Raw genomic sequence first — 25,576 nt, 5'->3', positions numbered from 1 at the left:
ATTTAATTTTTTGTACAAAAGGAAGGAGAGCGGATAATCAGCTTATCTTACGCTGATTAAGCATAGCAAAGGGCTGCGTCTGAAAGATAGTTCACGCCAGGTTGTACAGGATTTTTCATCAAGCAGAGAGGATTAATGATGCGCGGCAGCCAGCACACGCCGGCCGCCAGACTGAGGTGGCTTAAATGAAAGGGATTTTCTTTTCCGGCCAGCGGATAGCGGGAATGCCAGCCTGACATGGGCTGGCGAAAAGATGCCCCTGAAACTGATAAATCCCCGCAGATTCAAGCCACATCCACTCTTCAGCTTTTTCAATGCCCACGGCGGTGACCGTAATTTCAAGAGAAGTACAGCAGCGTATGATGGCCTGGATAATAGCCTGCCGCGGACCGCTTTTATGCACATCCCTGATCAAATCACGATTAATTTTAATCTTATCAGGTTGGAATTGGGCCAGCAGCGATAGCCCCGCGAAGCCTTCGCCAAAGTGCTCAATCGCAACCCGGATACCCGCAGCTTTTAATTGCCTGACCGCATCGGTGAACGCATCGAGACGAGAGATGACCTCCCGCTCGGTGAACTCGACAATAATCTGCTCGGCCACCAGGCCGTTGGCTTCAATTTCCTGCAGTAATAACCCCACCGCGCCGGGGATGTGCACTAACGTCATCGGCAATAGATTCACGGACAGCGTCCGATCCCGAAGCCCTAAGTCCCTGGCCATGGCGAAGGCGATTTTTTTACTGTTCAGGTCTGCTTTGTAGATTTCATCACCCGCCAGCCCCTCAAACCAGGCCTGCGGGGGAAGACCGTCCGGAGTACGAAGCAGTGCTTCCAGCGCCACCACCTCCCTGGCAAGCGGGTCAATAATCGGCTGGAAGGCGAAACTGCATGCCGCTGAATCCGCCGGGACCACCTTCGCGGGCGGCAGAAGAGAATCATCGACAATAAACTCCCATGAATCAGCGGAGGGAATTTCAAAATAGTTTTCTTTTTCAGTGGCTTCGACAAAGGTACGGAAAAACTGTAGCGCCCTGTCATCATAGAATAACTGGTATTTTGTCGTGCCTTTATCCAGCACGGTTTGCAGGACGTCGTCCTTGTCATGCTCCCTTAAATCAAAGAGTTCCATGCCAGCCTTACCAAACCGCCGCGCAGGGGCGTAATCGCGCATCAGTTCCACAAGGTTGTAGTGACGGCGGTCCCCGCAGATATGCTGGTAAATTGTCGAAACGCTCTCGTCGGGTCCTTCCAGCAGCTGGAAAAAATGCGTGCCGTTGAACAGCAGAATACCCGTGACATCCGCATCGCCGTTACGCTGGTTGGCTGTAGCGACCATCTCCTCCAGCGATTTAACCGAAACGTTGTCGCAAATATGGCTGCGATACAGGATTGTTGTAAGCATGAATTTTCCGAAACGATGGCTGTTTAGAGCACTTACATTAGCAGATTGTTGTCAGCTCGTCTCGAAATGGGCCTGAAATTAACAAGCTATTTACACAAAGAAAACCTTTCAGGACAGCAGCTTAGCTCTTCTCGCCTCGCTCTCATCCCTTCTATATTTTAAATGTACAATATTAACGGAGCGAAACCATTAAACTTACCAGCCTAACCAATTGAATAAAAAAAGAAATAAAATTTCATCTCAAAAACACTCATTTTTTTGTACAAGTTTTATGTACAGATTTTTAAAATGCGTATAGTTTAAATATAACTTTTTGATGACTTAATTTTTACAGGAGCGACAAATGCGCCAGAACAGCAGCCTACCGGACGCCGCCAATGATATTGCCCAATATTTCAACAAGGCTGAGCTACCGACCCAACAGGAAACGCTGGGACAGATTGTGGTGGAGATCCTTGGCGACCGCCGTAACCTGAACCGTAAAACGCTGTGTACTAAACTGCTCTCCCGCCTTGAACATGCCTCCGGGCCGGAAGAAGAGAGTCATTATCATGCGCTGATTGGCCTGCTGTTTGAACGCGAGGTATAAGACCAACGGTTACGATTTATCCGTTTATTTTTGTCAACTCTGGCAGAGGTAAGTTCACGATTTCACTTCTGGCTGCCAGTCTCCGGCGGACCTGTTCCATCGGAAAGTTGGCTTCTTGCTGCGCTTCCGGTGCTGGATAGTGTGGCCATCAGAGACGTAGTTATGAAAAGTAGTGAATTTGATCGACAGGCAGATGAACTTATTGGTGAAGCGGTTTTGGCCCTGCTGAGGGGTAAGGGGGCGATTAATACTCAGACCCTGTTAGCAAAACTGCGGGCCATGGAGGCTGGAGAAACCGACCTTCAGCGCCGTGAGGCCATCGTGCGTGTTATTAATGATGTCAAGGAGATGGCAACAAAACGCCGCCGTCTCAAACATGAGTTAAATGAAAGAGATCAAGGTAATAGCGAAATGCCCGGTTCGTTTTTTCGCGACGGACAGCCACAGGGCAAAGACAACATCCACTGACTTAAAAAGGTCACTAACAATCAACTTACGGTGAAACGACATGATACAGGCTACGCAACAGCAATCAGATATCTATAAAGCCCTGTCAAACACGGCTATGTCAGAATATTTTCGTTGTGCTGGCGACCTGCTGGCCGAAGAGTCTGCCCTGTTGGGTTCCGCGATTAGCGATATTCTCGCCTCGGAAGGCCATGTCACGAACAAAACGATCATTCTGTGGCTGGTAAACGCCCTGGAATGTACCGATGACGTCGTTACGGCTGACGTGATTCGTAAGACGCTGGAAATCGTTGTTGGTTACACAATGGACGACATCTGAACGTAACGTTTAGTGCTATCCATGGATGGATAATTTTTTCTCCCCCGCTTCTGAAATGATTTCAAGTCCAGCTAAAGTTCTCCCAAATGTTTAACACTTTGTAGTGGCAAAGAATAAACTCTCTTTTTAACATAAAATCCGCACGCAACAGATCCCGAAAATATAATATATTTATAAGACCATAAGAAAACAATATTACTTTGCTGTTTTATTGCTATGCCATCGGCGTTACTTTTATTTGCAAGAACCTATTTTCTACGTATAGTCATCACGAAGAATATAAGAACTCACTCTTTCATAAAAAACAGATCAATAATCTACTTCAAATAGTTACTTTAGATAGATATCACCCCCTGCATATACAATATATTTATTGTGCTGACACGCACATGACAACATTCGTTGTGTTAATTATATTTTCATGAGGGCGTTATGAAAACTGAAACCGAAAGCGAAGTTTTTCTCAGAACACTCGGCCCACTGGAAAGTTATGCATGGTTAATCGACCCGGTTAACCCAAAACATTTCACGGTTACCGCCGAGATCGCCGGTAATACGACTTTAGATGCCTGGACCGTAGCCCTGCATGCGGTCCAGTTGCGCCACCCATTAATTAATGTGCGTGCTAATGACGCGTGACAACGCTAAAAGAATGCTCCGCTTATTGATATTTAAAATTCGAACATCTGGTTTAATTAGTAATCAAGAGGTGATTTGTGAGTGATTTAATTCAACGGGTTGTCGTCGTTACCGGAGCAAGCAGTGGAATTGGTGAAGCTATCGCTCTTTTTCTTGCCGAAAAAGGGGCAACGCTGGTGCTCGTAGCCCGGCGCATCGATCGCATCAACGCACTGGTCGAAAAAATTATCCAAACAGGTGGCCAGGCTATGGCTATTAAGGCCGACGTGACCCGTCTCAGCGAGGTTAAAAGTGTAGTGGACGTGGCTGTTGCAAAATTTGGTCGTGTTGATGTGTTTATCAACAACGCAGGTTACATGGCAATCGCTCCCCTGGCCTCGCTTAAAACGCAGGAGTGGGATCGGATGATTGATACCAATATTAAAGGGGTGCTTAACGGTATCGCTGCGGCGCTGCCCGTTTTCGAAAACCAGAAGTCTGGACATTTCATCAACGTGGCCTCGGTCGCCGGGATAAAAGTGCTGAGTCCGGGAGGCGCGGTTTATAGCGCGACAAAATTTGCCGTCAGGGCGCTAAGCGAGGGGCTGCGATACGAGGCTGGCAGTCATATCCGCACAACGCTTATCTCCCCTGGCGCCGTTGAGAGTGAACTGCTGCACGGTAGCTCTGACGCCGACAGCAAGGCGTTTCTGGGCGAATTTTATCAGCAGGCCATTCCGGCGCTGTTTATCGCAAAAGCTGTTGCTTACGCCATAGAACAGCCCGCGGAGGTTGACGTGAATGAGATAGTCATCCGCCCGACTCGCGAAGAATACTGAAGCCGTATGACGTTCCTCTGAATAAGGTAGACAGGCCATGAAATCCATCAATACGCTGGCAGACTTCTCGCTGCGTTCGGGTGCAGATATGCTGCTTGAAGTGCTTGAAAGCGAAGGCGTTGAATATATTTTTGGCAATCCTGGCACCACAGAGCTGCCGCTCATCGATGCCCTGCTTCGCCACGAGGATATTCATTATGTTCTGGCATTGCAGGAAAGCAGCGCGGTGGCGATTGCCGACGGATACGCAAAGGCATCAGGTAAAGCAGGTTTTTTGAATTTGCATACCGCAAGCGGACTGGGCCACGGCATGGGTAACCTGATTAACTCGCGAATCATGAAAACGCCGCTTGTCGTGACGGTCGGCCAGCAGGACACCCGGCACTATGTGCGCGAGCCTCTGCTTTATGATGATGTGGTGTCCATTGCCTCTCCCGTCGCGAAGTGGACAAAAGAAGTGACCAGCGCCGCTCAGCTTCCGGTACTGGTAAGGCGAGCGTTTCACGATGCCAGCTATCCCCCGGCTGGTCCGGTGCTGCTGTCGCTCCCCATGGACGTCATGGAAGAGATGCACGATGCCAGTATTCTTGCCTCTTCGCGGGTGAATTACCATACCGTCGCCAGCTCGCTGAATGAGCTTGCGGTTGAGCTAAGCAATGTGCAGCCAGGTAAGCTGATGATGATTGCCGGTGATGAAATTCACAGCAACCATTCAACGGATGAGACTGTCCTGCTGGCAGAAATGCTGGGGGCGTGCGTTTACGGTTCGTCCTGGCCGTTAAATTTGCCCTTCCCGCCCCATCATCCCCTGTGGCGAGGGAATATGCCTACGGTGTCCCGGGATATCGCAAAAATCATTATGAACTACGATGCCGTCTTCATTCTGGGCGGCAAAAGTTTAATCACTATTCTCTACAGCGAAGCTGAAGCTATTCCACAGGACTGTGTGGTGTATCAGCTTTCTTCAGATATGAACGAGTTAGGCAGAACTTATCCCACCAGGCTGTCGCTGATGGGCGATATCAAAATCTCGCTTCAGCAGCTGTTGCCTAAGCTCGAACGCCTGACCTGTCGTAAGAAAACGCTTTTTCAGAAGCGTATTAACGAAGCGAAAAGCGAGCGTGAAAAAAACCAGCAGCTGCTTGAGGCTGTTTTCTCATCGGAATTTACCCACCCCGTTATTTCGCCCCTGGTCGCAGCCCACGAGGTTCTTCGCGCTATCCCGCCGGGCGTCACTATCGTTGATGAGGCGATTGCAACAACCGACTACATCAGGAAATTTATTTCCGACCAGCAGTACCAGCGATATTACTTTATGCGCGGCGGAGGCCTGGGATGGGGCATGCCTGCTGCGGTAGGTCATTCGCTGGGGCGCGGCCGCGAGCCGGTAGTCTGTCTGGTGGGCGACGGCGCAGCAATGTATTCACCACAGGCGCTGTGGACTGCCGCCCACGAAAAACTGCCGGTGACGTTTATCGTCATGAATAATTTTGAGTACAACGTGCTTAAAAACTTCATGAAAAGCCAAGCATCCTACACTTCCGTTGCCCAAGGGAGATTCATTGGCATGGATCTCGTCAACCCCTGCATTGACTTTCAGTCGCTCGCGGTGTCGATGGGCATCAGCGCATGCCGGGTCACCGAAGCAGTGGATATCGCAGCGGCGGTTAAGAGCGGCATAGCCAGCGGGAAGACAAATCTGATTGAGGTGATAATCTCGGCGGGTTAGCCAGCCCGGCCTGACGTCTGGAGCGGTTTTCCCGCTCCTCGTTTGTTTACAACGCCCCGCTGTAGACCACTGGCCCCGTTGGCTGTCCGGTCGGCGACCCTCCCTTAGGCTCCAGGCTGATAGCAATGGTCGTTCCAGGTGACAACGTCACGTTAGCGACCTTCAGCAGCGTTGGCTTACCGCTGTCCAGCAGACCGAGTGAAACAGGTTTTTCACCCGCGGGTATCGCCCAGAGCTGCAGGCTGTTCGTAGCGGCTACCGACTGCGACTGCACCGGCGTCAGGCTTAGCTGGCTGCGCTCGCGGTCGGCGTTGACAATCCACTGCCCTTTCCCTGCGTCGCTGCTATTTAACACCACCAGCGGCGACAGCACCTGCGGTTTCGATGTGATATACGGTATCAGCACCACCGCAGCCAGTCCGGCGGCAAGCGCCCAGCCCAGATAGCTCCAGTTCCAGCGTGATGCGCTGCGCTGCGGCGGTAAACTGAGCTTAATTTTCTTCCACACGCGCTCAGGTGGTCGTAGCGGCACGACGGTCGCATCCAGCCTGGAAAGCATGGTTTGCCAGCGTCCTACCTGTTCAGCCAGGGTGGGATCGCTCACCAGACGTCTCTCAAAATGTAGGCGTGCTCCGCCTCGCAGCGTGCCCAGAGCATATTCGGCCGCCAGCGCGCTGTCGTTTTCTTGTTTGCTGTTCATAGCCCGACGCACTCCCTGAGGTGAGTTAACGCCCTGCGCACCCAGCTTTTCACCGTGCCCAGCGGCTGGTGCAGCCAGGCGGCAATCTCACTGTGCGACATCCCCTGATAATAGGCCAGCACCACGCTCTGGCGCTGATCGGGTTCGAGATGGGCCAGGCATCGGGTGAGCTTATCCACTTCATCATCGTCATGTAGTGCATCCACACCTGTCTGCGACGCTGGCGTCGGCGTGAATTCGGTGAGCTCCTCTTCAAGCCCGCTGCTTTGCGCGCTTCCGCTTCTCAGCCAGTCGATGCAGCGGTTGCGAACAATATGCGTAAGCCAGGTCATTGGGGAGCTGCAGGCGGGATCGTAGCTGGCCGCCCGGTTCCATACGGCCAGAAAGCTGTCATGCAGGACTTCTTCGGCCCACGAGGAGCGCCGTAACATACGCAGCGCCACCGGAAAAAGCTGCGGCGACGTCAGGCGATAGAGCTGTTCAAACGCGTGGCGATCGCCTCCGGCAATTGCCCTGACCAAAGCCACCTGCTGCTGCACTAACGCATTATCCATAGCTGTCCTGATTGAGTGTGGGCAGGTCACCGATTGCGCCTGCCCACACCGAGTATAGACAGAGATTACTTAGGCATCAGAACCGTATCGATAACGTCAATCACGCCGTTCTTCTGATTCACATCATAGGTGCTGATGTTAGCCACGTTGCCTTTCCCATCCTTAAGCTGAATATTGTGCGGGCCGTTGCTCATGATCCACAGCGGCTGCCCGTTCACGGTTTTCAGCTCCGCATGACCGCCACCCGCTTTGATTTTCTGTTCCAGCTGTTTCATATCATATTTCCCGGCCACCACGTGGTAGGTCAGGATGCTGGTCAGCATGGCTTTGTTTTCTGGTTTGATGAGCTTATCCACGGTCCCGGCAGGCAGTTTGGCAAAAGCCGCGTCGGTTGGCGCAAAGACGGTGAAGGGACCCGCCCCTTGCAGCGTATCGACCAGGCCCGCGGCCTTAACGGCGGCAACCAGAGTGGTGTGATCTTTTGAATTCAGGGCATTTTCAACAATGTTTTTAGAAGGATACATTGCCGCGCCGCCCACCATCACGGAATCATTCATCATGGCGGCCGAGCTTAACGCGCTGAACAGTAAGGTCGTGGAGAAGGCGGAAACGAGATATTTGTTCATGGTTCTGTCCTCTATGGTAGGGAGCGGGAAAGGTGCTCACACTCTGATATACGGATGAGGATGAAAATCGGATGCAGTTAAAATGAAAGTTTTTTAAAAAGACAGAAAAACACCAGCCCTGCTTGCCTCAACCACCTTCTTCACCAACACTTATCATTAACGTAAAGTGCCTTTACAGTTTTCAAACTTTCTTCATAAGTATTAACATATGCGCAAATGTTCCAGATGGTTCGTCTGGACGCTCGCCCTTCTCACCTGATGAATTTGTACTGATGAAAATGATGCCACACGGAAAGTCCCGCCTGTCTCTGCTCCTGCTGCCAGCCCTGTCGCCATGGGTATCTCCGGCTCTTGCGGATGAGACACCCAAAGAAAATGAACAAACTATGGTGGTGACCGCCAGCCCCGGCGTTGTATCCGAACTGGATACCCCCGCGGCCGTTAGCGTTGTTTATGGCGACGATATGCGCCAGGCCGCGCCACGCGTCAATCTGTCAGAGAGTCTGAGCGCGGTGCCCGGTTTGCAGGTGCAGAACCGTCAGAACTACGCGCAAGATCTGCAACTTTCAATACGTGGGTTTGGTTCGCGTTCGACTTACGGCGTACGCGGTATACGCATGTACGTTGACGGGATTCCGGCCACCATGCCGGATGGTCAGGGTCAGACCTCTAACATTGATATCAACAGCGTGGACAGCATCGAAGTTCTGCGCGGCCCATTTTCAGCGCTCTACGGCAACTCATCCGGCGGCGTGGTCAATGTCACCACCACCACGGGGACGCAGCCGCCGACGCTTGAGGCCAGCACTTATTACGGCAGTTTTGGCAGCTGGCGCAACAGCGTCAAAGCGTCTGGCTCTACCGGTGACGGTACGCAGGCTGGCGATGTCGATTATTCTGTGTCCGCATCACGCTTTACCACCCACGGCTATCGTGACCACAGCAGCGCGCAGAAAAACCTCGGCAATGCCAAACTGGGCGTGCGCCTGGACGATGCCAGCAAGCTGACTTTCCTGTTCAACAGCGTGGATATCGATGCAAACGATCCGGGCGGCCTGACCGAACAGGAGTGGCACGACAACCCAACCCAGGCCCCGCGTGCCGAGCAGTACAACACCCGTAAAACCACCAAACAGACGCAGGCTGGCCTGCATTACGAGCGCCAGCTGACGGCGAATGACGATCTGAGCATCATGGCCTACGCCGGTGAACGCGAAACAACACAATACCAGTCAATTCCCGTTGGCCCACAGCTTAATCCGACCCATCCGGGAGGCGTGATCCAGCTGGCCCGTCACTATCAGGGCATTGATTCTCGCTGGACGCATCGTGGCAATCTGCTCTCTATGCCGTTCACCTTCACCACTGGCCTTGATTACGAAACCATGTCTGAAAAGCGCAAGGGTTATGAAAACTTCGTGGTGGAAAACGGCACGACCGAGCTGGGAGAAAAAGGCAACCTGCGCCGTAACGAACGTAACTTGATGTGGAACGTTGACCCTTATCTGCAAACCGCCTGGCAGTTCACCGATAAGCTGAGTCTGGATGCCGGGGTCCGCTTCAGTTCGGTCTATTTCGACTCTAACGACTATTACATCACCGGTGCCAACGGCGATGACAGCGGTGATGCAAGCTATCATAAGTGGCTGCCAGCCGCGTCCCTGAAATACGCGATTACCGATTCGTGGAATGTCTATACCTCCGCGGGCCGCGGCTTTGAAACCCCGACCATCAACGAACTGTCCTATCGCGACGATGGCCTGTCCGGGCTGAACTTTGGTCTGCAACCGTCCACCAGCGACACCATCGAAGTGGGCAGCAAAACCCGCGTCGGCAACGGCCTGTTCACCGCCGCCGTGTTCCAGACGGATACCGACAATGAGATCGTGGTAGATCAAAGCAGCGGCGGACGCACCACCTACAAAAATGCCGGTGAAACCCGCCGTCGTGGCGTTGAAGTTTCTCTCGATCAGCAGTTTGCTGACGACTGGCGGGTGAAGGCCGCGTGGACTTATCTTGACGCAACCTACCGTACCAATGTTTGCGGTGACGATAACTGCAAAGGCAACCGGATGCCGGGTATCGCGCGCAACATGGGATACGCGGCGCTGGAATACGCCCCTGCGGAAGGTTTTTACGCCGGTGCGGACGTGCGTTATATGAGTGATATTCAGGCAGATGATGAAAATGATGCGAAAGCCCCGACTTACACCGTAGCGTCACTGAACAGCGGCTACAAATTCCGTATTCGCGAAAGCTGGCAGCTGGACGTCTGGGGGCGGGTAGATAACCTGTTCGACCGGGAGTATGTCGGATCGGTCATCGTTAACGAAGGTAATGACCGCTATTTCGAACCGGCACCGGGACGGAATTACGGCATTGGCGTCAACCTGAGTTATTCGTTCTTATAATTCACTCTCTGCGGTGAATGACGTTTGCGGTTATCTACCCTACCAACTGAGGCGCAGGTCGGATAAGCGCAAGCGTCACCCGACCTCACAGCTTTTCTGCACCTTCACATTTCCGGGCACTCTACTTTGCCCAGCGCGTCCCAGTAGTTTTGCTGATTGTTCCGCTCAAGCGCTATTCTGGCGTCGCGGAGATGCGCTTTATTTTCATCTGAGGCGAGCAGTTTGTTGGCCAGCGCATCGTCTGTCATCGGCTTTTGCGTGTGACAGATTTTTTTCAGATCGCTCAGGATCTGCAGTTTATTCTCCCCAAACTGAAGGTCCCTGAAGGGTGAATCTGCCTGGGCGTTGATATAAAACAGGCAGGAAAACAACAGCACAGTCACTCTTAAAGCACCCATTGGATCTCCTTGAATCATAAGTTAGCGATATAGGTTTGTTCCTTTGTTAACTATATGTAAGTCGGCAGAGATCCGCAAACGTGCGGCCTGGGCCGCTGAAAATGAATATCAACGGCTGGCGGGCAGCTGCTCGCGACAAACGTCCAGCACCAGCCGTCTTAACCAACGCTGAGCAGGGTCAACTTCGTTACGGGGATGCCACATCTGTGAAACGGTCAGCCCCCTGGTTTTTACCGGGAGTTCAAACACATAAAACGCGTCCGCCGGCTGATTTAGCAGAAATAAGCCAGGCACCAGCGCGATAAGATCGGAAGCTTTTGCCACCGCCAGCGAGGCCGGGAAACTCGGTACAATAGCGGCAATATTGCGCTGCAAACCGATATCCGCCAGCGCTTCGTCCACCGGTCCCGTCACTCGCTCCCGGCGCGACGCCACGACATGACCGAAGGCAACATAGTGCTCAGCGCTTATGACGGCCACCTCTGACAGCGGGTGCCCTCTCCTCACCACGCCGACAAAATGGTCTCTGAACAGAGCCTGTAGGCGGATTTCCGGCCCCATCTCCCCCAGCGTACCAATCTCCAGATCGACCAGCCCCTCCCGCAGGTGTTTCGCGCTCTTTTCGGGCTTTGGCGCAAAGCGCAGGCGTGCGAGCGGTGCGGTGCTTGCGGCCGCCGCTATCAGCTGCGCGCCAAACGCTTCAACAAAGCCATCATTGGCCCGGATGACAAAAGTGCGTTCCAGCGTGGTGAGGGAGAGTTCCGAGGTTGAAAGGCTGAGCAGCGCACGAGCTTCAAATGCCGCATTTCGCGCCCGCTCGCGGATCGCTTCTGCATAGGGCGTGAGCACCATGTTGCGCCCCGCTCTCACCAGCAGAGGATCGCCCGTAGCCGTTCGCAGGCGGCCGAGCGTGCGGCTCATCGCCGAAGCGCTTAATCCCAGGCGGCGGGCAGCCCCGGCCACGCTTCCTTCAGCCAGAAACGTGTCGAGGGCGATGAGTAAATTGAGATCTGGTTCAGTCATACCGCATCTTAGCATCACATATGGCGTTTCGTGCAGGTTATAACTGCAACCGCTGCGCCTTCCGCCTTATCTCCCCGCTGGCTATAGTCCCCGCATCGACAATTCCCCACCGAACGGCAGAGGTAGTTAATGTCACTTTTTTCAGATCAACCCGGCGATGAAGGACTTCCGGGGCGCGAGCGGCGTTTAGCGACAATCGCAGTAATGACCACCACAACGATGGCGGTCTTCGACGGCTCGATGGTTAATATCGCTCTTCCACAGATTGCAAAGGCGCTGAACGTGACGGCAGGCGCGTCCGTCTGGGTCGCCAACGGCTATTTATTATCTGCGGCAATGACGCTGGCGATTTTCGCCGCCCTCGCCACCCGCCTTGGCTTCCGCCGCCTGTTCACCTTTGGCCTGGCGCTGTTCACCTTTGCCTCACTCGGCTGTGCGCTCTCTTCCTCTCTCGATATGCTGGTCGTGATGCGCATCGTTCAGGGGATCGGCGGCGCGGCAACGTTGAGCATCGCACCCGCCATCCTGCGGACAATATTCCCCAACCGGCTGCTGGGGCGCATCCTCGGCATGAACGCCCTGCTGATTGCCACCAGCACCGCCGTCGCGCCGCTGCTCGGCGGCACCCTGCTCTCTTCTTTAGGCTGGCCGTGGCTGTTCGCCATAAACGTTCCGCTGGGCGTTATCGCGTTTCTGCTCAGCCTGCGAGTTTTGCCCGCCAATCAGACCAGCCAGAGCAAACCTTTTGACTACGCGGGCGCCCTGCTTTCGGCCGTTATGCTCGGCGCACTGATCGTGGCGGCAGATAGCTTTGCCAAAGCAGACGCTCACGAGCTGCTCAGCGCATCGGCCTATGGTCTGACCGCCATCGCCGCGGCCGGGCTGTTTATCTGGCGTCAACGCCGCGCCGCGCAGCCGCTGCTGCCGCTTGAAATGTTCGCCTCATCGCGATTCTCTCTTGCTGCGCTCACCTCGCTTGCTTCTTTTGTCAGCCAGGGCATCACGTTCGTCGCCCTGCCGTTCCTGTTCCAGAGCGTCTACGGCCACAGCGTTTTCGTTTCGGCGCTGCTGTTTATGCCGTGGCCGGTTGGCATCATGCTTGCCGCCCCGCACGCCGGACGCCTGGCGGACCGCTATCCGCCCGCAATGATTTCCACCGTTGGGCTGTGCGTATTTGCCGCCGGTCTGATCCTGCTCGCGCTCCTGCCGGAACAGGCTCAGACCTGGGATATCGCGCTGCGCAGCCTGATTTGCGGCCTCGGGTTCGGCTGTTTTCAAACCCCCAACAACCGCGAGATGCTGGCTAACGCGTCGCGAGAAAACAGCGGCTATGCCTCTGGCGTGCTGGCGGTAATGCGTACTTTTGGGCAATGCCTGGGCGCGGCGCTGGTCGGGGTGATTCTGTCGTTCTGGCTGCACTCGGGAGCTGGCGTGATGCAGGAAGCTCAGGCGGTGCGCATGAGCCTGTGGCTGGCTGCGGCAGCTACGATTTTAGCCATTGGATTCAGCAGCCTGCGTAACCGACGCCGCCAGCCACACCGGGCCTGAGGCTATTTAAATCCCTAATAACGAGGCGCGACGGCTGACGTTTTGCTGGCCTTCGCCCCGTTCACCGTGATCTGACTCGCAAATTTCAGGCCGTTTTGCCTCCCCTTAACCGCTTATCCCGTCAGATAACCGCTTATTCCCCTCTGTGACCGCTGGGCAATTTTTCCCCTTTCGGGCCGCCAGATTTGGCACCCTGTTGCCCGAAAACAGGCTCCCTCTGACATTAAGCCTGAACGGACAAGCCTGAGAGGGAATTTCGCTGGTCATTAAACACTGGGATGATTATGAACAAAAATAAGATATTCAAGCACCTGCCATGGATGGTGATTGCCATCCTCGGCGCCTGCTGCCTGGGCGTGGTTGCCCTGCGACGGGGTGAACATATCAGCGCGCTGTGGATAGTCGTGGCTTCGGTCTCGGTTTATATCGTGGCCTATCGCTACTACAGCCTCTACATTGCGCAAAAGGTTATGCAGCTCGACCCTAACCGCGCGACGCCAGCCGTGCTGAACAACGACGGACTGAACTACGTGCCAACGAACCGCAACGTGCTGTTCGGCCACCATTTTGCCGCTATCGCCGGGGCGGGTCCGCTGGTCGGGCCGGTGCTTGCCGCGCAGATGGGTTATTTACCCGGCGTGCTGTGGCTGCTGGCGGGCGTTGTACTGGCCGGTGCCGTGCAGGACTTTATGGTGCTGTTTATCTCCTCGCGCCGTAACGGGGCTTCCCTGGGCGAGATGATCAAAGAAGAGATGGGCCCGGTTCCCGGCACTATCGCCCTGTTCGGCTGCTTCCTGATCATGATTATTATTCTGGCCGTGCTGGCCTTAATCGTGGTTAAGGCGCTGGCGGAAAGCCCGTGGGGCGTGTTTACCGTTTGCTCAACGGTGCCGATTGCCCTGTTTATGGGGATCTACATGCGCTACATCCGTCCTGGGCGCGTGGGCGAGATCTCGGTGATTGGCGTGATCCTGCTGGTGGCTTCCATCTGGTTCGGCGGCGTGATTGCCCACGACCCGTACTGGGGCCCGGCGCTGACCTTTAAAGATACCACCATCACCTTTGCCCTGGTTGGCTACGCGTTTGTCTCCGCCCTGCTGCCGGTCTGGCTGATTCTGGCCCCGCGCGACTACCTGGCGACCTTCCTGAAAATCGGCGTTATCGTCGGGCTGGCCATCGGCATCGTGATCCTGAATCCTGAGCTGAAAATGCCTGCACTGACCCAGTACACGGACGGCACTGGCCCGCTGTGGAAAGGCGCGCTGTTCCCGTTCCTGTTTATTACTATTGCCTGCGGTGCGGTGTCTGGTTTCCACGCGCTGATCGCCTCCGGCACCACGCCAAAACTGCTGGCCTGCGAAACCGACGCGCGTTTCATTGGCTATGGCGCCATGCTGATGGAGTCTTTTGTGGCGGTGATGGCGCTGGTTGCCGCTTCTATCATCGAACCGGGCCTCTACTTCGCCATGAATACGCCGCCTGCGGGCCTGGGCATTACCATGCCAAACCTGCACGAGCTGGGCGGTGAGAACGCACCGCTTATCATGGCGCAGCTAAAAGACGTGACCGCCCATGCCGCCGCCACCGTCAGCTCCTGGGGCTTTGTTATCTCCCCTGAGCAGATCCTGCAAACGGCGAAAGATATCGGCGAGCCATCCGTGCTGAACCGCGCGGGCGGTGCTCCTACGCTTGCGGTAGGGATTGCGCACGTATTCCACAAGATCATGCCGCTGGCGGACATGGGCTTCTGGTATCACTTCGGTATTCTGTTTGAAGCCCTGTTTATCCTGACGGCGCTGGATGCGGGCACGCGTTCCGGCCGCTTTATGCTGCAGGATCTGCTGGGTAACTTTATCCCGGGGTTGAAAAAAACCGATTCGCTGGTGGCAGGTATTATCGGCACCGCTGGCTGTGTTGGCCTGTGGGGCTATCTGCTGTATCAGGGCGTGGTCGATCCGTTAGGCGGCGTGAAAAGCCTGTGGCCGCTGTTTGGTATTTCGAACCAGATGCTGGCCGCCGTCGCGCTGATCCTCGCCACCGTCGTGCTGGTGAAGATGAAACGCACCCGCTATATCTGGGTTACCGTGGTGCCTGCACTGTGGCTGCTGCTCTGCACTACCTGGGCGCTGGGCATGAAGCTGTTCAGCACCAATCCGCAGATGGAAGGCTTCTTCTATATGGCCGGCCAGTATAAAGAGCGCATCGCTAACGCCGGTGCGGATCTGACGCCGGAGCAAATCAGCAACATGCACCACATCGTCATCAACAACTATACTAACGCCGGGCTGAGCATCCTGTTCCTGATCGTGGTGTACAGCATTATTTTCTACGGCATCCGCGCGATTAAGCAGGCCCGTAATAACGACCAGCGAACCGACAAAGAGACGCCGTTTGTGCCGGTGCCTGAAGGCGGCATTGAGATCTCCAACGGTCATTAATCTCTGGGTTTTGTAGGGGGGATAAGCGTCAGCGTCATCCACCGCTTTGCCTGCTTCGACAGGTGAAGCTAACGGGTGACGCTGCGTTTATCCAATCTGCAAAAGAGGTTTCAGCAAGCTCCAGAGGTGACGTATGTTTGATAACTTAGGCGCGGCAAAAAAGTATCTCGGCCAGGCCGCCCGCATGCTGGTAGGCATCCCGGATTACGATACCTACGTTTTGCATATGCAGACTAACCATCCGGATAAGCCCGTGATGACCTACAAAGAGTTTTTCCGTGAACGCCAGCAGGCGCGCTATGGCGGGGACGGTAAAGGCGGAATGCGTTGTTGTTAACAGGAAAAATTATGACCCCGATTGCGGTAACAGTTTTAACCGGCTTTCTCGGCGCAGGGAAAACCACCCTTTTGCAGCAAATTCTCCATAAGCAGCAGGATCATAAAATAGCGGTTATCGAGAATGAATTTGGTGAGATGCCCATCGACAGCCAGCTGCTTGGCGACGGCGCCACCCGCATCACCACCCTTGCCAACGGCTGCATCTGCTGTACCCGCTCCGGCGAGCTGGAAGCGGCGCTGCTGGATCTGCTGGACGGCTACGACAAAGGCGAGGTTTATTTTGACCGGCTGGTTATCGAGTGTACCGGCATGGCTGACCCGGGGCCGATTTTACAGGCCTTCTTCGCCCACGAAATCATCTGCGAACGCTATCTGCTGGACGGGGTTATCACGCTGGTGGACGCGGTGCATGCGGGTTCGCAGCTGGATAAGTTCGCTATTGCCCAGTCGCAGATTGGCTATGCCGACCGCATCCTGCTGACCAAAACTGATATTGCCGGCGACAGTCCCGAGCTGATTGAGCGGCTGCAGCGCATTAACGCTCGCGCGCCCGTTTATAAAGTGGTTCAGGGTGATATCGACCTGACGCTGCTGTTTGATACCCGCGGCTTTATGCTGGAAGAAGATGTGGTGGTTGCAAAACCCCTCTTCCACCGCATCGCGCCAGCTGAAAACGCCGTCTCGTCTATTGTTGTGGAGCTGGACTACCCGGTCGCGCTGTCCGCTGTGTCTGCCGTCATGGAACAGCTGCTGAGCAGCTTTGCGGATAATTTGATGCGCTATAAAGGCATGCTGTGGATCGAAGAGCAGCCGTGCCGCCTGCTGTTCCAGGGCGTACAGCGGCTGTACAGCGCAGACTGGGATCGCCCATGGCAGCCGGACGAAACGCCGCGCAGCGCGCTGGTGTTCATTGGTCTGCAGCTGCCCGAAGCCGAAATCCGTGAGGCCTTTGCCCGGCTACGGCCTGCCTGATACAACGGTGGGCTTTACAGCCCCACCGTCTCCTTCAGCGCTTTCAGATAGCGGCGGCTGACCGGCACGATTTGCCCGTCGCGCAGCAGCAGCTCCGCCTGATTTTTATCCTCCAGGCGGATCTCCTTCAGGTAGTTCATGTTCACCAGGTACTGCCGGTGGCAGCGCAGCAGCGGCGTGCGCGTTTCCAGCGTGCGCAACGTCAGCTCGGTAAAGCTCTCCGTGCCATCCTGCCGGGTGACGTACACTCCGCCTACCCGACTGCTGACAAAGGCCACATCTTCCATCTGTAACAGCCAGATTCGGCTGTTGCTCAGACAGGGGATAAATTTTAGCGGCTGCTGGTAGTCAGGCAACGTCGAGACATCCTGCGTCTGATTTCCCTGCCGCAGCCTGTCCAGCGTCTTTTGCAGACGTGCCGTCTGAATGGGCTTCAGCAGGTAGTCAAAGGCGCACTGTTCAAAAGCCTGCACCGCATACTCATCAAAGGCGGTGAGAAAAACAATGTGCGGGCGATGCTGCTCGTCAAGCATGCCGACCATCTCCAGCCCGCTGATGCGCGGCATATGAATATCCAGAAACACCACGTCGGGACGGAGCTTATGAACGGTGCCAATCGCCTCTATGGCGTTGGCGCACTCCCCGACGATCTCAATGTCGCTTTCGTCCTCCAGCAGCAAACGTAAATTCTCGAGCGCCAGCAGTTCGTCATCAACAATCAGTACTCTCAACATGCGGATCCCTCCACCGGCAGTCTTAAAGTGACGCGGGTAAACTCATCGGGTTTGCAGCTTACGGTAATACCGTAATCGTCGCCAAAACGCGCGCGCAGACGTTTATCCACCAGGCTCATGCCCAGCCCGTCGCTGATTTTTTCCGGCTGGTACAGCCCGGCGTTATCTTCCACCTCAACAACCACCAGCTCGTTTTCGCCGTAGGCGCGAATAATGATATTGCCGTTGCACAGCAGGTGCGAAGTGCCGTGTTTAATGGCATTTTCCACCAGCGGCTGCAAAGTGAATGCGGGCAGGCTGTGCTGTGACAGCGCGTCCGGCACCTGTAAATCCACCTTCAGCTGGGTCGGGAAGCGCGCCAGCTCAATTTGCAGATAGGCGTTCACGTGTTCCAGCTCGTCGGCCAGGGTGACCGTGCCGGAGGAGCGCTTAAGATTTTTGCGAAAGAACGTCGACAGGTAGTGCACCAGCTGCCCCGCTTTCTCACTGTCGTTACGGATGACCGCCATCAGCGTGTTCAGGGCGTTGAACAGGAAGTGCGGATTCACCTGGGCATGCAGCAGTTTGATTTCCGACTGCGCCAGCAGCGCCTTTTGCTGTTCGAACTTGCCGGCAAGGATCTGGGCCGACAGCAGCTGGGCGATGCCTTCCCCCAGCGTACGGTTGATGGAGCTGAAGAGTCGGTTACGGGCCTCGTACAATTTTATCGTGCCGATAACCCGCTTATTTTCACCGCGCAGCGGGATCACCAGCGTTGAGCCGAGCTTGCAGTTGGGGTGCAGCGAGCAGCGGTAAGGCATCTCGTTGCCGTCCGCATAGACCACCTCGTCGTGCTCGATGGCCCGCCAGGTGTAGTCAGAAGAGATGGGTTTGCCCACCAGATGGTGATCGTCACCGATGCCGGTAAAGGCCAGCAGCTTTTCGCGATCCGTGATCGCCACGGCGCCGATATCCAGCTCCTTAAGCAGCACCTGCGCCACCTTCATACTGTTCTCTTCGTTAAAGCCCCGCCGCAGGATCCCCTCCGTCGAGGCCGCCACTTTCAGCGCCGTCGCCGAGAAAGCCGAGGTGTATTTTTCAAACATGGCGCGCCTGTCCAGCAGGATGCGCATAAACATCGCGGCGCCCAGGGTGTTGGTCACCATCATCGGCGCGGCAATATTGCTGACCAGCGACAGCGCGTCCTGGAAAGGCCGGGCGATAAGCAGAATGATCGCCATCTGCACCATTTCCGCCACGAACGTGACGCCGCCTGCCACCAGCGGATTAAAAATTTTATCGGGCCGCCCGCGCTTGATAAGCACGCTGTGAACAAGGCCGCCCAGCAGCCCCTCCGCAATGGTGGAGATCATGCAGCTGAGCGCCGTCATTCCGCCCATGGAGTAGCGATGAATGCCCCCGGTCAGGCCCACTAATCCACCGACCACCGGCCCACCCAGCAGGCCGCCCATTACGGCACCAATAGCGCGGGTATTGGCAATTGAATCTTCGATATGCAGGCCAAAATAGGTGCCCATAATGCAGAAGATGGAGAAGGTGATGTAGCACAGCAGCTTGTGCGGCAGACGCACGGTGACCTGCACCAGCGGAATAAACAGGCGCGTTTTGCTCATCAGCCAGGCGATAACCAGAAACACGCACATTTGCTGTAACAGCAGCAAAACTAAATTGAATTCATACATATCCGGACATCCGTTATCCAACACGCCGCTACTCTACCCTGCAACGGAAACGATTTCTTTGAATTAGCCTGAAGTTACCGAAACGCGCCGTGATAACGAGCTAAATTCATCAGTACATCAAGCGCTTTTCAGAAAGTGTCGGCAAGCGGCTTGATCGCGACAGCGATTCAGTTAACACTGTATATATTCACAGTACATATGAGTAACCGATCATGATGTTGTACCGTCTTGACGTCAGCCCGACCTCCCCGACGCTTCCCCTGTACCTGGAGCGTATCTCTGCTGGCTTCCCCAGCCCGGCGGCCGATTATATGGATGAGGGGATCAACCTGGTAAAGCACCTGATCTCCCACCCTTCTGCAACCTACGTGCTGCGCGTCTCGGGTGAGTCAATGCGGGATGCCGGTATTCTGGACGGCTCATTGCTGCTGGTAGACAGCAGCCTGCGGGCCGACCATTACGATATCGTTGTCGCCTGCCTGAACGGTGAGTTCACCGTGAAGCGCCTGGTGCTGCGCCCCACACCACACCTGCGAGCAGAAAACCCGGAGTATGCGCCTATTTTGCTTAATGATGAGGACGATACCCGCATCGTGGGCGTTGTCACTACCGTCATTAATACTTTTCGTCGCGTTTGCGCCCGCCAGTCAGCCAGTTGATCGCGCTATGTTTGCCCTTGTCGATGTGAATTCATTTTATGCCGGCTGCGAGCTGGCCTGGAACCCAAAGCTACAGGGCCTGCCGGTGGTGGTGCTTTCCAATAACGATGGCTGCGTGATCGCCCGTTCGGCAGAAGCTAAAAAGCTGGCTATCACCATGGGTGCGCCCTACTTCAAGCAGCGGGATATCTTCGAGAAGCATAACGTTATCACCTTCAGCAGCAACTACGAGCTGTATGGGGATATGAGCTATCGGGTAATGGATACGCTGGAAGAGATCTGCCCACGCGTGGAGGTTTACAGCATCGATGAAGCCTTCGCCGACGTAACCGGTATTCGCGATCTGGACGCTTTTGGACGAGAGATCCGCAGGACTATTTATAAACGCACCCGGCTGACCGTAGGGGTGGGAATAGCGCCCACCAAAACGCTGGCGAAGCTCGCCAACCATGCGGCTAAGCTCTGGACGCAGACCGAAGGCGTGGTCGATCTTTCCAGCCGCGAGCGGCAACGAAAGCTGATGGCGCTGATGCCCGTCAGCGAAGTCTGGGGCGTGGGACGGCGAATAGGTAAAAAGCTGAACGCTATGGGAATCGACAACGTACTCCAGCTGGCAGACAGCGATCTGCGGTTTATCCGCAAACACTTCAGCGTCGTGCTGGAAAGAACGGTTCGCGAATTGCGCGGTGAGCCCTGTCTGGCATTTGAGGAGTTTGTGCCGGTAAAACAGGAAATTATCAGCTCCCGCTCGTTTGGCACCCGCGTGCAGGATTACCGCTCCGTTCGGGAAGCGATATGCAACTATGCCGCACGCGCCGCCGAAAAACTTCGCGCCCAGCACCAGTATTGCTGCTACATCAGCGCCTTTATCAAAAGCAGCCCGTTCGATCTTCACGAACCTTATTACGGCAACAGCTGCGGCACCCGGCTTATGACCCCCACGCAGGACACTCGTGACATTATAGCGGCGGCGACTCGCTGCCTGGATGAAATCTGGAAGAGCGGGCCACGCTATCAAAAGGCGGGAGTCATGCTGGGGGATTTCTACAGTCAGGGCGTAGCGCAGCTGAATTTGTTTGACGATCGTGCTCCGCGCCCCAACAGCGAAGCCCTGATGGGCCTGCTCGACGAGGTGAAAAAGAAAGGTATGAGCAAACTCTGGTTTGCCGGTCAGGGTATTCAGCAGGAGTGGCAGATGAAACGCGCTCTGCTTTCCCAGTCCTGGACAACAAAAATCAGCGACGTGCCCGTGGCTCATGCTCGCGGATGAAAGATTTGCTTTGTCAGCAACCGATCACGGCCTGCCACCAATGGCGGCAGGCCGCCTGATTTACTTGGCCAGCGTAACGTTGGTTACGTCACCTTTGTTGATATGGGTGTAATACCAGTATTGGTTGTTGATTTGTGCAAATTTCCATCGTGACATCGGCATTTCAGTTGCGATGCCCCCGGCATTGAAATGCAACGTGCCCTCTAACGGACGAAGGCTAACCAGCATCAAATCTCCGTCGTTGTTATATCTGACCGTGGTGAAGTCGTTCAGCGCGACACTCTTACCTGCAGCCAACACAGAATAATCAAAATTAACTTTTTTCCTGTTGATTGTGCGCGCCCCAAAATACTCCCCATAGACCGCAGGATCGTGGAAAAAGCCAAACTCGCCGCCGCTGTTCTGCATTTTCAGGAAGTGAAAATCAGGGATCGTAAAGTCAGTTTTTTTCTGCATTAACTGGGATTTAATGACATCAAGCCGTACCTGATCCTGCTGGTATACACGGGTATATGCTGCATACATCAGAGAGAACGACCAGATAAACACCGCGCACACGATGGCGGTCAACACATACACACCGTTGAGCACTTGTTTGTTTGTGGTATTAACCAGCTCACGTACCAGAAACGAGATCGCTAACAGGAAAAACACAAAAGTCGACATCATTACCCGATCCGGGTAAGAAGGAGAAGCCATCATAATGAAGGCCGTGCCGACCCCGACCAACAGCATAAGCACAATTATGCTGAGGTTGAATTTGTTAAACCGACACTCTTTTTTACGAGCAAAGACAAAGATAATGCCGAGCAAAGCCAGCACGACATAGGAGATCCAGATCAGCGCAAGGTGGTTGAAGAAACGCTCGCTGAGATGAATTTCCAGCCTCTCGAGGATAGATTTATTGTACCAGTTGACGGCATGTAATCCTGATGCACGAATAAAATTCCCTGGCGAAAAAATTAATACGCTGGCACCGAACAGTGTCGAGATAAAATAAAGACACTTGTTAAGCTGTAACTTCTTGTTTAACCAGAAATCATAGACAACAGCGAGCGCCGCAAGCCCCACAACGAAGGGGGCAGCGCTTTCATTGGAGCAACCCGCGAGTACGCCTAAAAGGAGCATAACAAATTGCGTACGTTCCTCTCGCTGAATCTGAATACGGTAAAGATTCCATATCCATGCGACGACAAACAGGTTGGTCCAGAGATAATTCGCACTACCGACTAGCCAAAAAACTGTTTGTCCAATGTTTGGGTTAGCGACCCAAAATGTGACAAAAATGAGCGTAAATATGGCGGCATCATATTTTCTCCATCGCAATGTTCCGGTCGGCGTTTTAACGATGATATAACAGAATAGTACCGCCACCAGGGCCGTCAGCGCAGAAAAAATGAACCTTGATTCGGAAGCGAGTAGCAGTGTACTGCTGTAGTCAGCGACAATACGTCCGCTCCACGTAAGGTAATGATGCAGGTGCGCGTCGAAGGAGAGTCCCAGTAATGCATACCGATAATCATCTGAGTGAATCGGGGTATACCATTCAATAATGAATACAGAAAAAAAGGCAATTAAAAGTACAAGTTTATTGGTGATGCTTTTCATTAACGATCCTTATCTTCTTTTGTTTCTTGTCGTCTGGTAATGATTTGTTTCTTGAGGATATACCTTGGGCGTTTTTTCGCCTCAATATAAATGCGCCCAATATATTCACCCAGAACCCCAATCCCAATGAGTTGGATACCGCCCAGGAATAAAATAGAGGTAATTAGCGAGGCATACCCTCTGACACTGTTCCCCCAAATCACCTTGTCTAAAATCATCCAGAAGCCATAAGTGAAGGAGAGCATTGCCACAACCAGACCAATGTAAGTCCATATACGCAAAGGGAAAGTAGAGAAAGATGTGATACCTTCCAGCGCCAGGTTCCAGAGTTTCCAGCCGTTGAACTTACTTTTACCGGCGATACGTTCTGCCCTGGCATACATGACGACCTCAGTACGCCCACCGACCCAGGACAGAATGCCTTTCATGAACAGGTTGCGTTCAGGCAACTGCCTGATGTTATCCACCACCTCGCGGCTCATCAGCCGAAAATCACCAACGTTTTCTTCAATATGCGGGGTGCTAATTTTATTATGTAGCTTATAGAACCAGCCGGCCGTTTTACGTTTCAAATGGCTGTCAATGGAACGATCTGAGCGTTTAGCCAGCACTATATCTGCGCCTTCAAGCCATTTATCAATGAGTTGTGGAATGACGCTAATCGGATCCTGAAGGTCCACATCAATAGGAATAATGGCGTCACCGCTGGCGTTATCCAGCCCGGCAAAAAGTGCCGGCTCCTTACCAAAGTTTCTTGTTAACGAGAGGGGGACAACAAGAGGATCGGCAACAGCTAGTGCGTTGATGATCGATTCTGTAGCATCATGGCTGCCATCATTAATGAAGACAATTTCAACATCATGGGCCTGTAACGCCTGATACTCGCGAACCGCCTTATAAAAAATACCAATGGTTTCTTCTTCGTTGAATACAGGAACAACCAGTGAGATTTTCATCATGCGTCCTTGAATACAATGAATTTTGAGTAGATAAAACCGCAGATCAGACTCAAAGCGGAAAAACCAACAAGCGTTGCAAGCGGTGGCAGACCACATTTTTCTGCTGCCCAGCCGGAGGCAATACTAAGCAAGCCCATAAAACCGACATACATCACATAGCGCCGCTTTGTTGTTGTCATCCTGAAGGTGTAGCGGGCATTAGCATAGAAAGAAAAACTGACCGCGAGGCTAAATCCCAGGAAATTAGCGAGGGCCTGATGGGTGTGATACACGTAGATGCAAACCGCGAACACCAACCAGTGTATTAACGTATTTATCACGCCGACAGACGTGTATTTAATGAAGTAATGCCACATTATCAATTTGATGAGTTATGCAAAGCGGGAAAGTTTACCATCATTTCCCTGGACATCCCGAACTCAAATCAACATTTATCACTGAAAAGCACAAAATTTAGCTGTTGCGTTGCTTCCTTAAAACGTTTTGTCAAGACAGGAGAGTCTGAAATCCACTGGGCGGTACAGCCCAGCCTCCTCCTGGACAACAAAAATCAGCGACGTGCCCGTGGCTCATGCTCGCGGATAGCCGCCTTTAATCATCATTACTTATATCTTGTGCGATAATCTGTTGATGAATAGCGGAAAAAATGGCTCTTGCGCCTTCTCTTTGGCGGCCTTTTTTTGCATTATTCGCTAACGTTAACCCGCAGATAAAAGGATGCGCTATGCCTACAGTGGACCCGCAGCAGCTCGCCAGACGTATTGATACGGTACTGGATATTCTGGTCGGCGGCGATCACGCCTCGGCGATTAACAACCTTGAGATCCTGAAGGCGGAGCTGCTGAGCATTGCCCGCGGCGAAGCGCCGCAGGACGGCGAGTTGAAAAAATCGCCGTGGGAGATTTGAGACACCTGATATTTCCTCTCCCGGCGGAGAGGAGGTCATTTATCAGAGGCTTAAAGAACCAAAAGCACTCTGCCAGTCTTTTTCAAAGGTAGCGATGGCGGCGGTGACGGCGGGTGTGGTCAGCAGCTGATCGGCGACGTCTACCGGTAAGGTGATGGACTCACAGCCCGCCAGCAGGCAGGACATGGCCTGATGCGGCGTGCGGAAGCTCGCGGCCAGCACTTTGGACTGCGGCGCATGCAGCGTCAGCAGCTGCTGCAGATCCTGAACCATCTGAATGCCGTCGCCGCCCTGCGCGTCCAGGCGATTCACATACGGCGCAACGTATTCCGCACCGGCCAGCGCGGCCAGCAGCCCCTGTGCCGCACCGTAGACAGCGGTGCCAAGCGTTGGGATGCCCAGAACTTTCAGCTGTTTCATCGCCGCAAGGCCTTCGACCGTCGTCGGTACTTTCACTACGATTCCCGGTATACGGCTGGTCAACAGCTGCGCTTCACGCACCATCTCATCCGCATTTGCCGCAATGACCTGAGCAAACAGCTTGCCTTCTCCACCCAGCGCATCCTGCAACGCAGGTAATACGTCCCAGATCGGCTTGCCGGCTTTGGCAACAATCGATGGGTTAGTCGTCACGCCCTGCAGGGGCAGAACGCGAGCCAGCCGCTTAACGGCAGCCACGTCGGCGGTATCTAAATACAGTTCCATAAGGTTCTCCAGATTCGTTGCAGATCTCATTGCCGTCATCATAGCTTCGCCTTCTGATTGATTCCTGATCGAAATC

Annotated in this window: 26 protein-coding genes; 14 read left to right on the top strand and 12 right to left on the bottom strand. The window is 54.1% G+C overall.

What is annotated here, in order from left to right; genetic code table 11:
* Positions 1–181: 181 nt before the first annotated feature.
* Positions 182–1,405, bottom strand: coding sequence for a diguanylate phosphodiesterase (locus tag HYQ67_RS10355; RefSeq protein WP_202303610.1), 1,224 nt, complete (start codon positions 1,403–1,405; stop codon positions 182–184).
* A 343-nt stretch (positions 1,406–1,748) separates the two neighbouring features.
* Here HYQ67_RS10355 and ycgZ point away from each other — a divergent pair, with 343 nt between their 5' ends.
* The 6 genes from ycgZ to HYQ67_RS10325 all read left to right on the top strand — a co-directional run bounded on the left by ycgZ (position 1,749) and on the right by HYQ67_RS10325 (position 5,967).
* Positions 1,749–1,994, top strand: coding sequence for a regulatory protein YcgZ (gene ycgZ, locus HYQ67_RS10350; protein WP_202303609.1), 246 nt, complete (start codon positions 1,749–1,751; stop codon positions 1,992–1,994).
* A gap of 162 nt (positions 1,995–2,156) precedes the next feature.
* Positions 2,157–2,462, top strand: coding sequence for a hypothetical protein (locus tag HYQ67_RS10345; RefSeq protein WP_202303608.1), 306 nt, complete (start codon positions 2,157–2,159; stop codon positions 2,460–2,462).
* Positions 2,463–2,502: 40 nt separating this feature from the next.
* Complete coding sequence (locus HYQ67_RS10340; RefSeq protein ID WP_202303607.1) at positions 2,503–2,781, top strand: biofilm development regulator YmgB/AriR family protein; 279 nt, start codon at positions 2,503–2,505, stop codon at positions 2,779–2,781.
* 432 nt (positions 2,782–3,213) lie between these two features.
* Complete coding sequence (locus HYQ67_RS10335) at positions 3,214–3,420, top strand: hypothetical protein (RefSeq protein WP_202303606.1); 207 nt, start codon at positions 3,214–3,216, stop codon at positions 3,418–3,420.
* Positions 3,421–3,497: 77 nt separating this feature from the next.
* The gene (locus HYQ67_RS10330) at positions 3,498–4,238 is read left to right on the top strand and encodes an SDR family oxidoreductase (RefSeq protein ID WP_202303605.1); all 741 of its coding nucleotides are present in this window, start codon (positions 3,498–3,500) and stop codon (positions 4,236–4,238) included.
* 37 nt (positions 4,239–4,275) lie between these two features.
* Positions 4,276–5,967, top strand: a complete 1,692-nt coding sequence (locus HYQ67_RS10325; protein WP_202303604.1) for a thiamine pyrophosphate-binding protein — start codon at positions 4,276–4,278, stop codon at positions 5,965–5,967.
* A gap of 46 nt (positions 5,968–6,013) precedes the next feature.
* Here HYQ67_RS10325 and HYQ67_RS10320 read toward each other — a convergent pair whose 3' ends face one another.
* The 3 genes from HYQ67_RS10320 to HYQ67_RS10310 form a co-directional block, all read right to left on the bottom strand.
* A complete protein-coding gene (locus HYQ67_RS10320; RefSeq protein ID WP_202303603.1) occupies positions 6,014–6,667 on the bottom strand; it encodes an anti-sigma factor in 654 nt (217 codons plus the stop codon).
* Positions 6,664–7,221: an RNA polymerase sigma factor gene (locus HYQ67_RS10315; protein ID WP_202303602.1), complete on the bottom strand. Its 558-nt coding sequence runs from the start codon at positions 7,219–7,221 to the stop codon at positions 6,664–6,666. Before HYQ67_RS10315 ends, HYQ67_RS10320 begins: the two co-directional genes overlap by 4 nt.
* 65 nt (positions 7,222–7,286) lie before the next feature.
* The gene (locus tag HYQ67_RS10310; RefSeq protein ID WP_202303601.1) at positions 7,287–7,847 is read right to left on the bottom strand and encodes a fasciclin domain-containing protein; all 561 of its coding nucleotides are present in this window, start codon (positions 7,845–7,847) and stop codon (positions 7,287–7,289) included.
* A gap of 281 nt (positions 7,848–8,128) precedes the next feature.
* On the opposite strand from HYQ67_RS10310, the gene pqqU reads away from it, so the two are divergent.
* A complete protein-coding gene (pqqU, locus tag HYQ67_RS10305) occupies positions 8,129–10,258 on the top strand; it encodes a TonB-dependent receptor PqqU (RefSeq protein WP_431355435.1) in 2,130 nt (709 codons plus the stop codon).
* 104 nt (positions 10,259–10,362) lie between these two features.
* Here pqqU and HYQ67_RS10300 read toward each other — a convergent pair whose 3' ends face one another.
* Entirely contained in the window at positions 10,363–10,656 is a 294-nt protein-coding gene (locus tag HYQ67_RS10300) for a YicS family protein (RefSeq protein ID WP_202303599.1), read from the bottom strand.
* A 108-nt stretch (positions 10,657–10,764) separates the two neighbouring features.
* Positions 10,765–11,679 (bottom strand): LysR family transcriptional regulator, encoded by a 915-nt coding sequence (locus HYQ67_RS10295; RefSeq protein ID WP_202303598.1) that lies wholly within the window; start codon positions 11,677–11,679, stop codon positions 10,765–10,767.
* A 129-nt stretch (positions 11,680–11,808) separates the two neighbouring features.
* Here HYQ67_RS10295 and HYQ67_RS10290 point away from each other — a divergent pair, with 129 nt between their 5' ends.
* From HYQ67_RS10290 to yjiA, 4 genes are all read left to right on the top strand, one after another.
* The gene (locus HYQ67_RS10290; protein WP_202303597.1) at positions 11,809–13,227 is read left to right on the top strand and encodes a DHA2 family efflux MFS transporter permease subunit; all 1,419 of its coding nucleotides are present in this window, start codon (positions 11,809–11,811) and stop codon (positions 13,225–13,227) included.
* 284 nt (positions 13,228–13,511) lie between these two features.
* On the top strand, positions 13,512–15,665 hold the full coding sequence (locus HYQ67_RS10285) for a carbon starvation CstA family protein (RefSeq protein WP_202303596.1): 2,154 nt from the start codon (positions 13,512–13,514) through the stop codon (positions 15,663–15,665).
* Between the two features lie 133 nt (positions 15,666–15,798).
* Positions 15,799–16,002: a YbdD/YjiX family protein gene (locus HYQ67_RS10280; protein WP_105592421.1), complete on the top strand. Its 204-nt coding sequence runs from the start codon at positions 15,799–15,801 to the stop codon at positions 16,000–16,002.
* Between the two features lie 11 nt (positions 16,003–16,013).
* Complete coding sequence (yjiA, locus tag HYQ67_RS10275) at positions 16,014–16,976, top strand: GTPase (protein ID WP_202303595.1); 963 nt, start codon at positions 16,014–16,016, stop codon at positions 16,974–16,976.
* A gap of 14 nt (positions 16,977–16,990) precedes the next feature.
* Here the strand turns inward: yjiA and btsR are convergent, their stop codons facing one another.
* Positions 16,991–17,710, bottom strand: coding sequence for a two-component system response regulator BtsR (btsR, locus tag HYQ67_RS10270; RefSeq protein ID WP_202303594.1), 720 nt, complete (start codon positions 17,708–17,710; stop codon positions 16,991–16,993).
* Complete coding sequence (locus tag HYQ67_RS10265; RefSeq protein WP_202303593.1) at positions 17,704–19,392, bottom strand: sensor histidine kinase; 1,689 nt, start codon at positions 19,390–19,392, stop codon at positions 17,704–17,706. The genes btsR and HYQ67_RS10265 overlap by 7 nt, the downstream gene beginning before the upstream one ends.
* A 212-nt stretch (positions 19,393–19,604) precedes the next feature.
* On the opposite strand from HYQ67_RS10265, the gene umuD reads away from it, so the two are divergent.
* Positions 19,605–20,051 carry a translesion error-prone DNA polymerase V autoproteolytic subunit gene (umuD, locus tag HYQ67_RS10260; protein WP_202303592.1) on the top strand — a complete coding sequence of 149 codons (447 nt, stop codon included), beginning with the start codon at positions 19,605–19,607 and terminating at the stop codon, positions 20,049–20,051.
* Between the two features lie 7 nt (positions 20,052–20,058).
* Positions 20,059–21,321: a translesion error-prone DNA polymerase V subunit UmuC gene (gene umuC / locus HYQ67_RS10255; RefSeq protein ID WP_202303591.1), complete on the top strand. Its 1,263-nt coding sequence runs from the start codon at positions 20,059–20,061 to the stop codon at positions 21,319–21,321.
* Between the two features lie 60 nt (positions 21,322–21,381).
* On the opposite strand, the gene HYQ67_RS10250 is transcribed toward umuC, so the two are convergent.
* Genes HYQ67_RS10250 through HYQ67_RS10240 form a run of 3 tightly spaced genes read right to left on the bottom strand, consistent with a single transcriptional unit; the run spans position 21,382 to position 24,244 of the window.
* Positions 21,382–22,929 carry a DUF3329 domain-containing protein gene (locus HYQ67_RS10250; protein ID WP_202303590.1) on the bottom strand — a complete coding sequence of 516 codons (1,548 nt, stop codon included), beginning with the start codon at positions 22,927–22,929 and terminating at the stop codon, positions 21,382–21,384.
* The gene (locus HYQ67_RS10245) at positions 22,929–23,885 is read right to left on the bottom strand and encodes a glycosyltransferase family 2 protein (RefSeq protein WP_202303589.1); all 957 of its coding nucleotides are present in this window, start codon (positions 23,883–23,885) and stop codon (positions 22,929–22,931) included. Before HYQ67_RS10245 ends, HYQ67_RS10250 begins: the two co-directional genes overlap by 1 nt.
* Entirely contained in the window at positions 23,885–24,244 is a 360-nt protein-coding gene (locus HYQ67_RS10240) for a GtrA family protein (protein ID WP_202303588.1), read from the bottom strand. Before HYQ67_RS10240 ends, HYQ67_RS10245 begins: the two co-directional genes overlap by 1 nt.
* Positions 24,245–24,612: 368 nt before the next feature.
* Between HYQ67_RS10240 and yciZ the strand changes: the two genes are divergently transcribed.
* Positions 24,613–24,795, top strand: coding sequence for a protein YciZ/DeoL (yciZ, locus tag HYQ67_RS10235; protein WP_202303587.1), 183 nt, complete (start codon positions 24,613–24,615; stop codon positions 24,793–24,795).
* Positions 24,796–24,837: 42 nt separating this feature from the next.
* Here yciZ and fsa read toward each other — a convergent pair whose 3' ends face one another.
* The gene (gene fsa / locus HYQ67_RS10230; protein WP_202303586.1) at positions 24,838–25,500 is read right to left on the bottom strand and encodes a fructose-6-phosphate aldolase; all 663 of its coding nucleotides are present in this window, start codon (positions 25,498–25,500) and stop codon (positions 24,838–24,840) included.
* Positions 25,501–25,576: the final 76 nt, after the last annotated feature.

Origin of the sequence: Dryocola clanedunensis subsp. sulfonylureivorans, assembly GCF_016756775.1 — a bacterium.
Lineage (GTDB): Bacteria > Pseudomonadota > Gammaproteobacteria > Enterobacterales > Enterobacteriaceae > Dryocola > Dryocola clanedunensis.
Note: the sequence above shows the minus strand (reverse complement) of the source record. Positions and strands in the feature narration are given on the sequence as shown.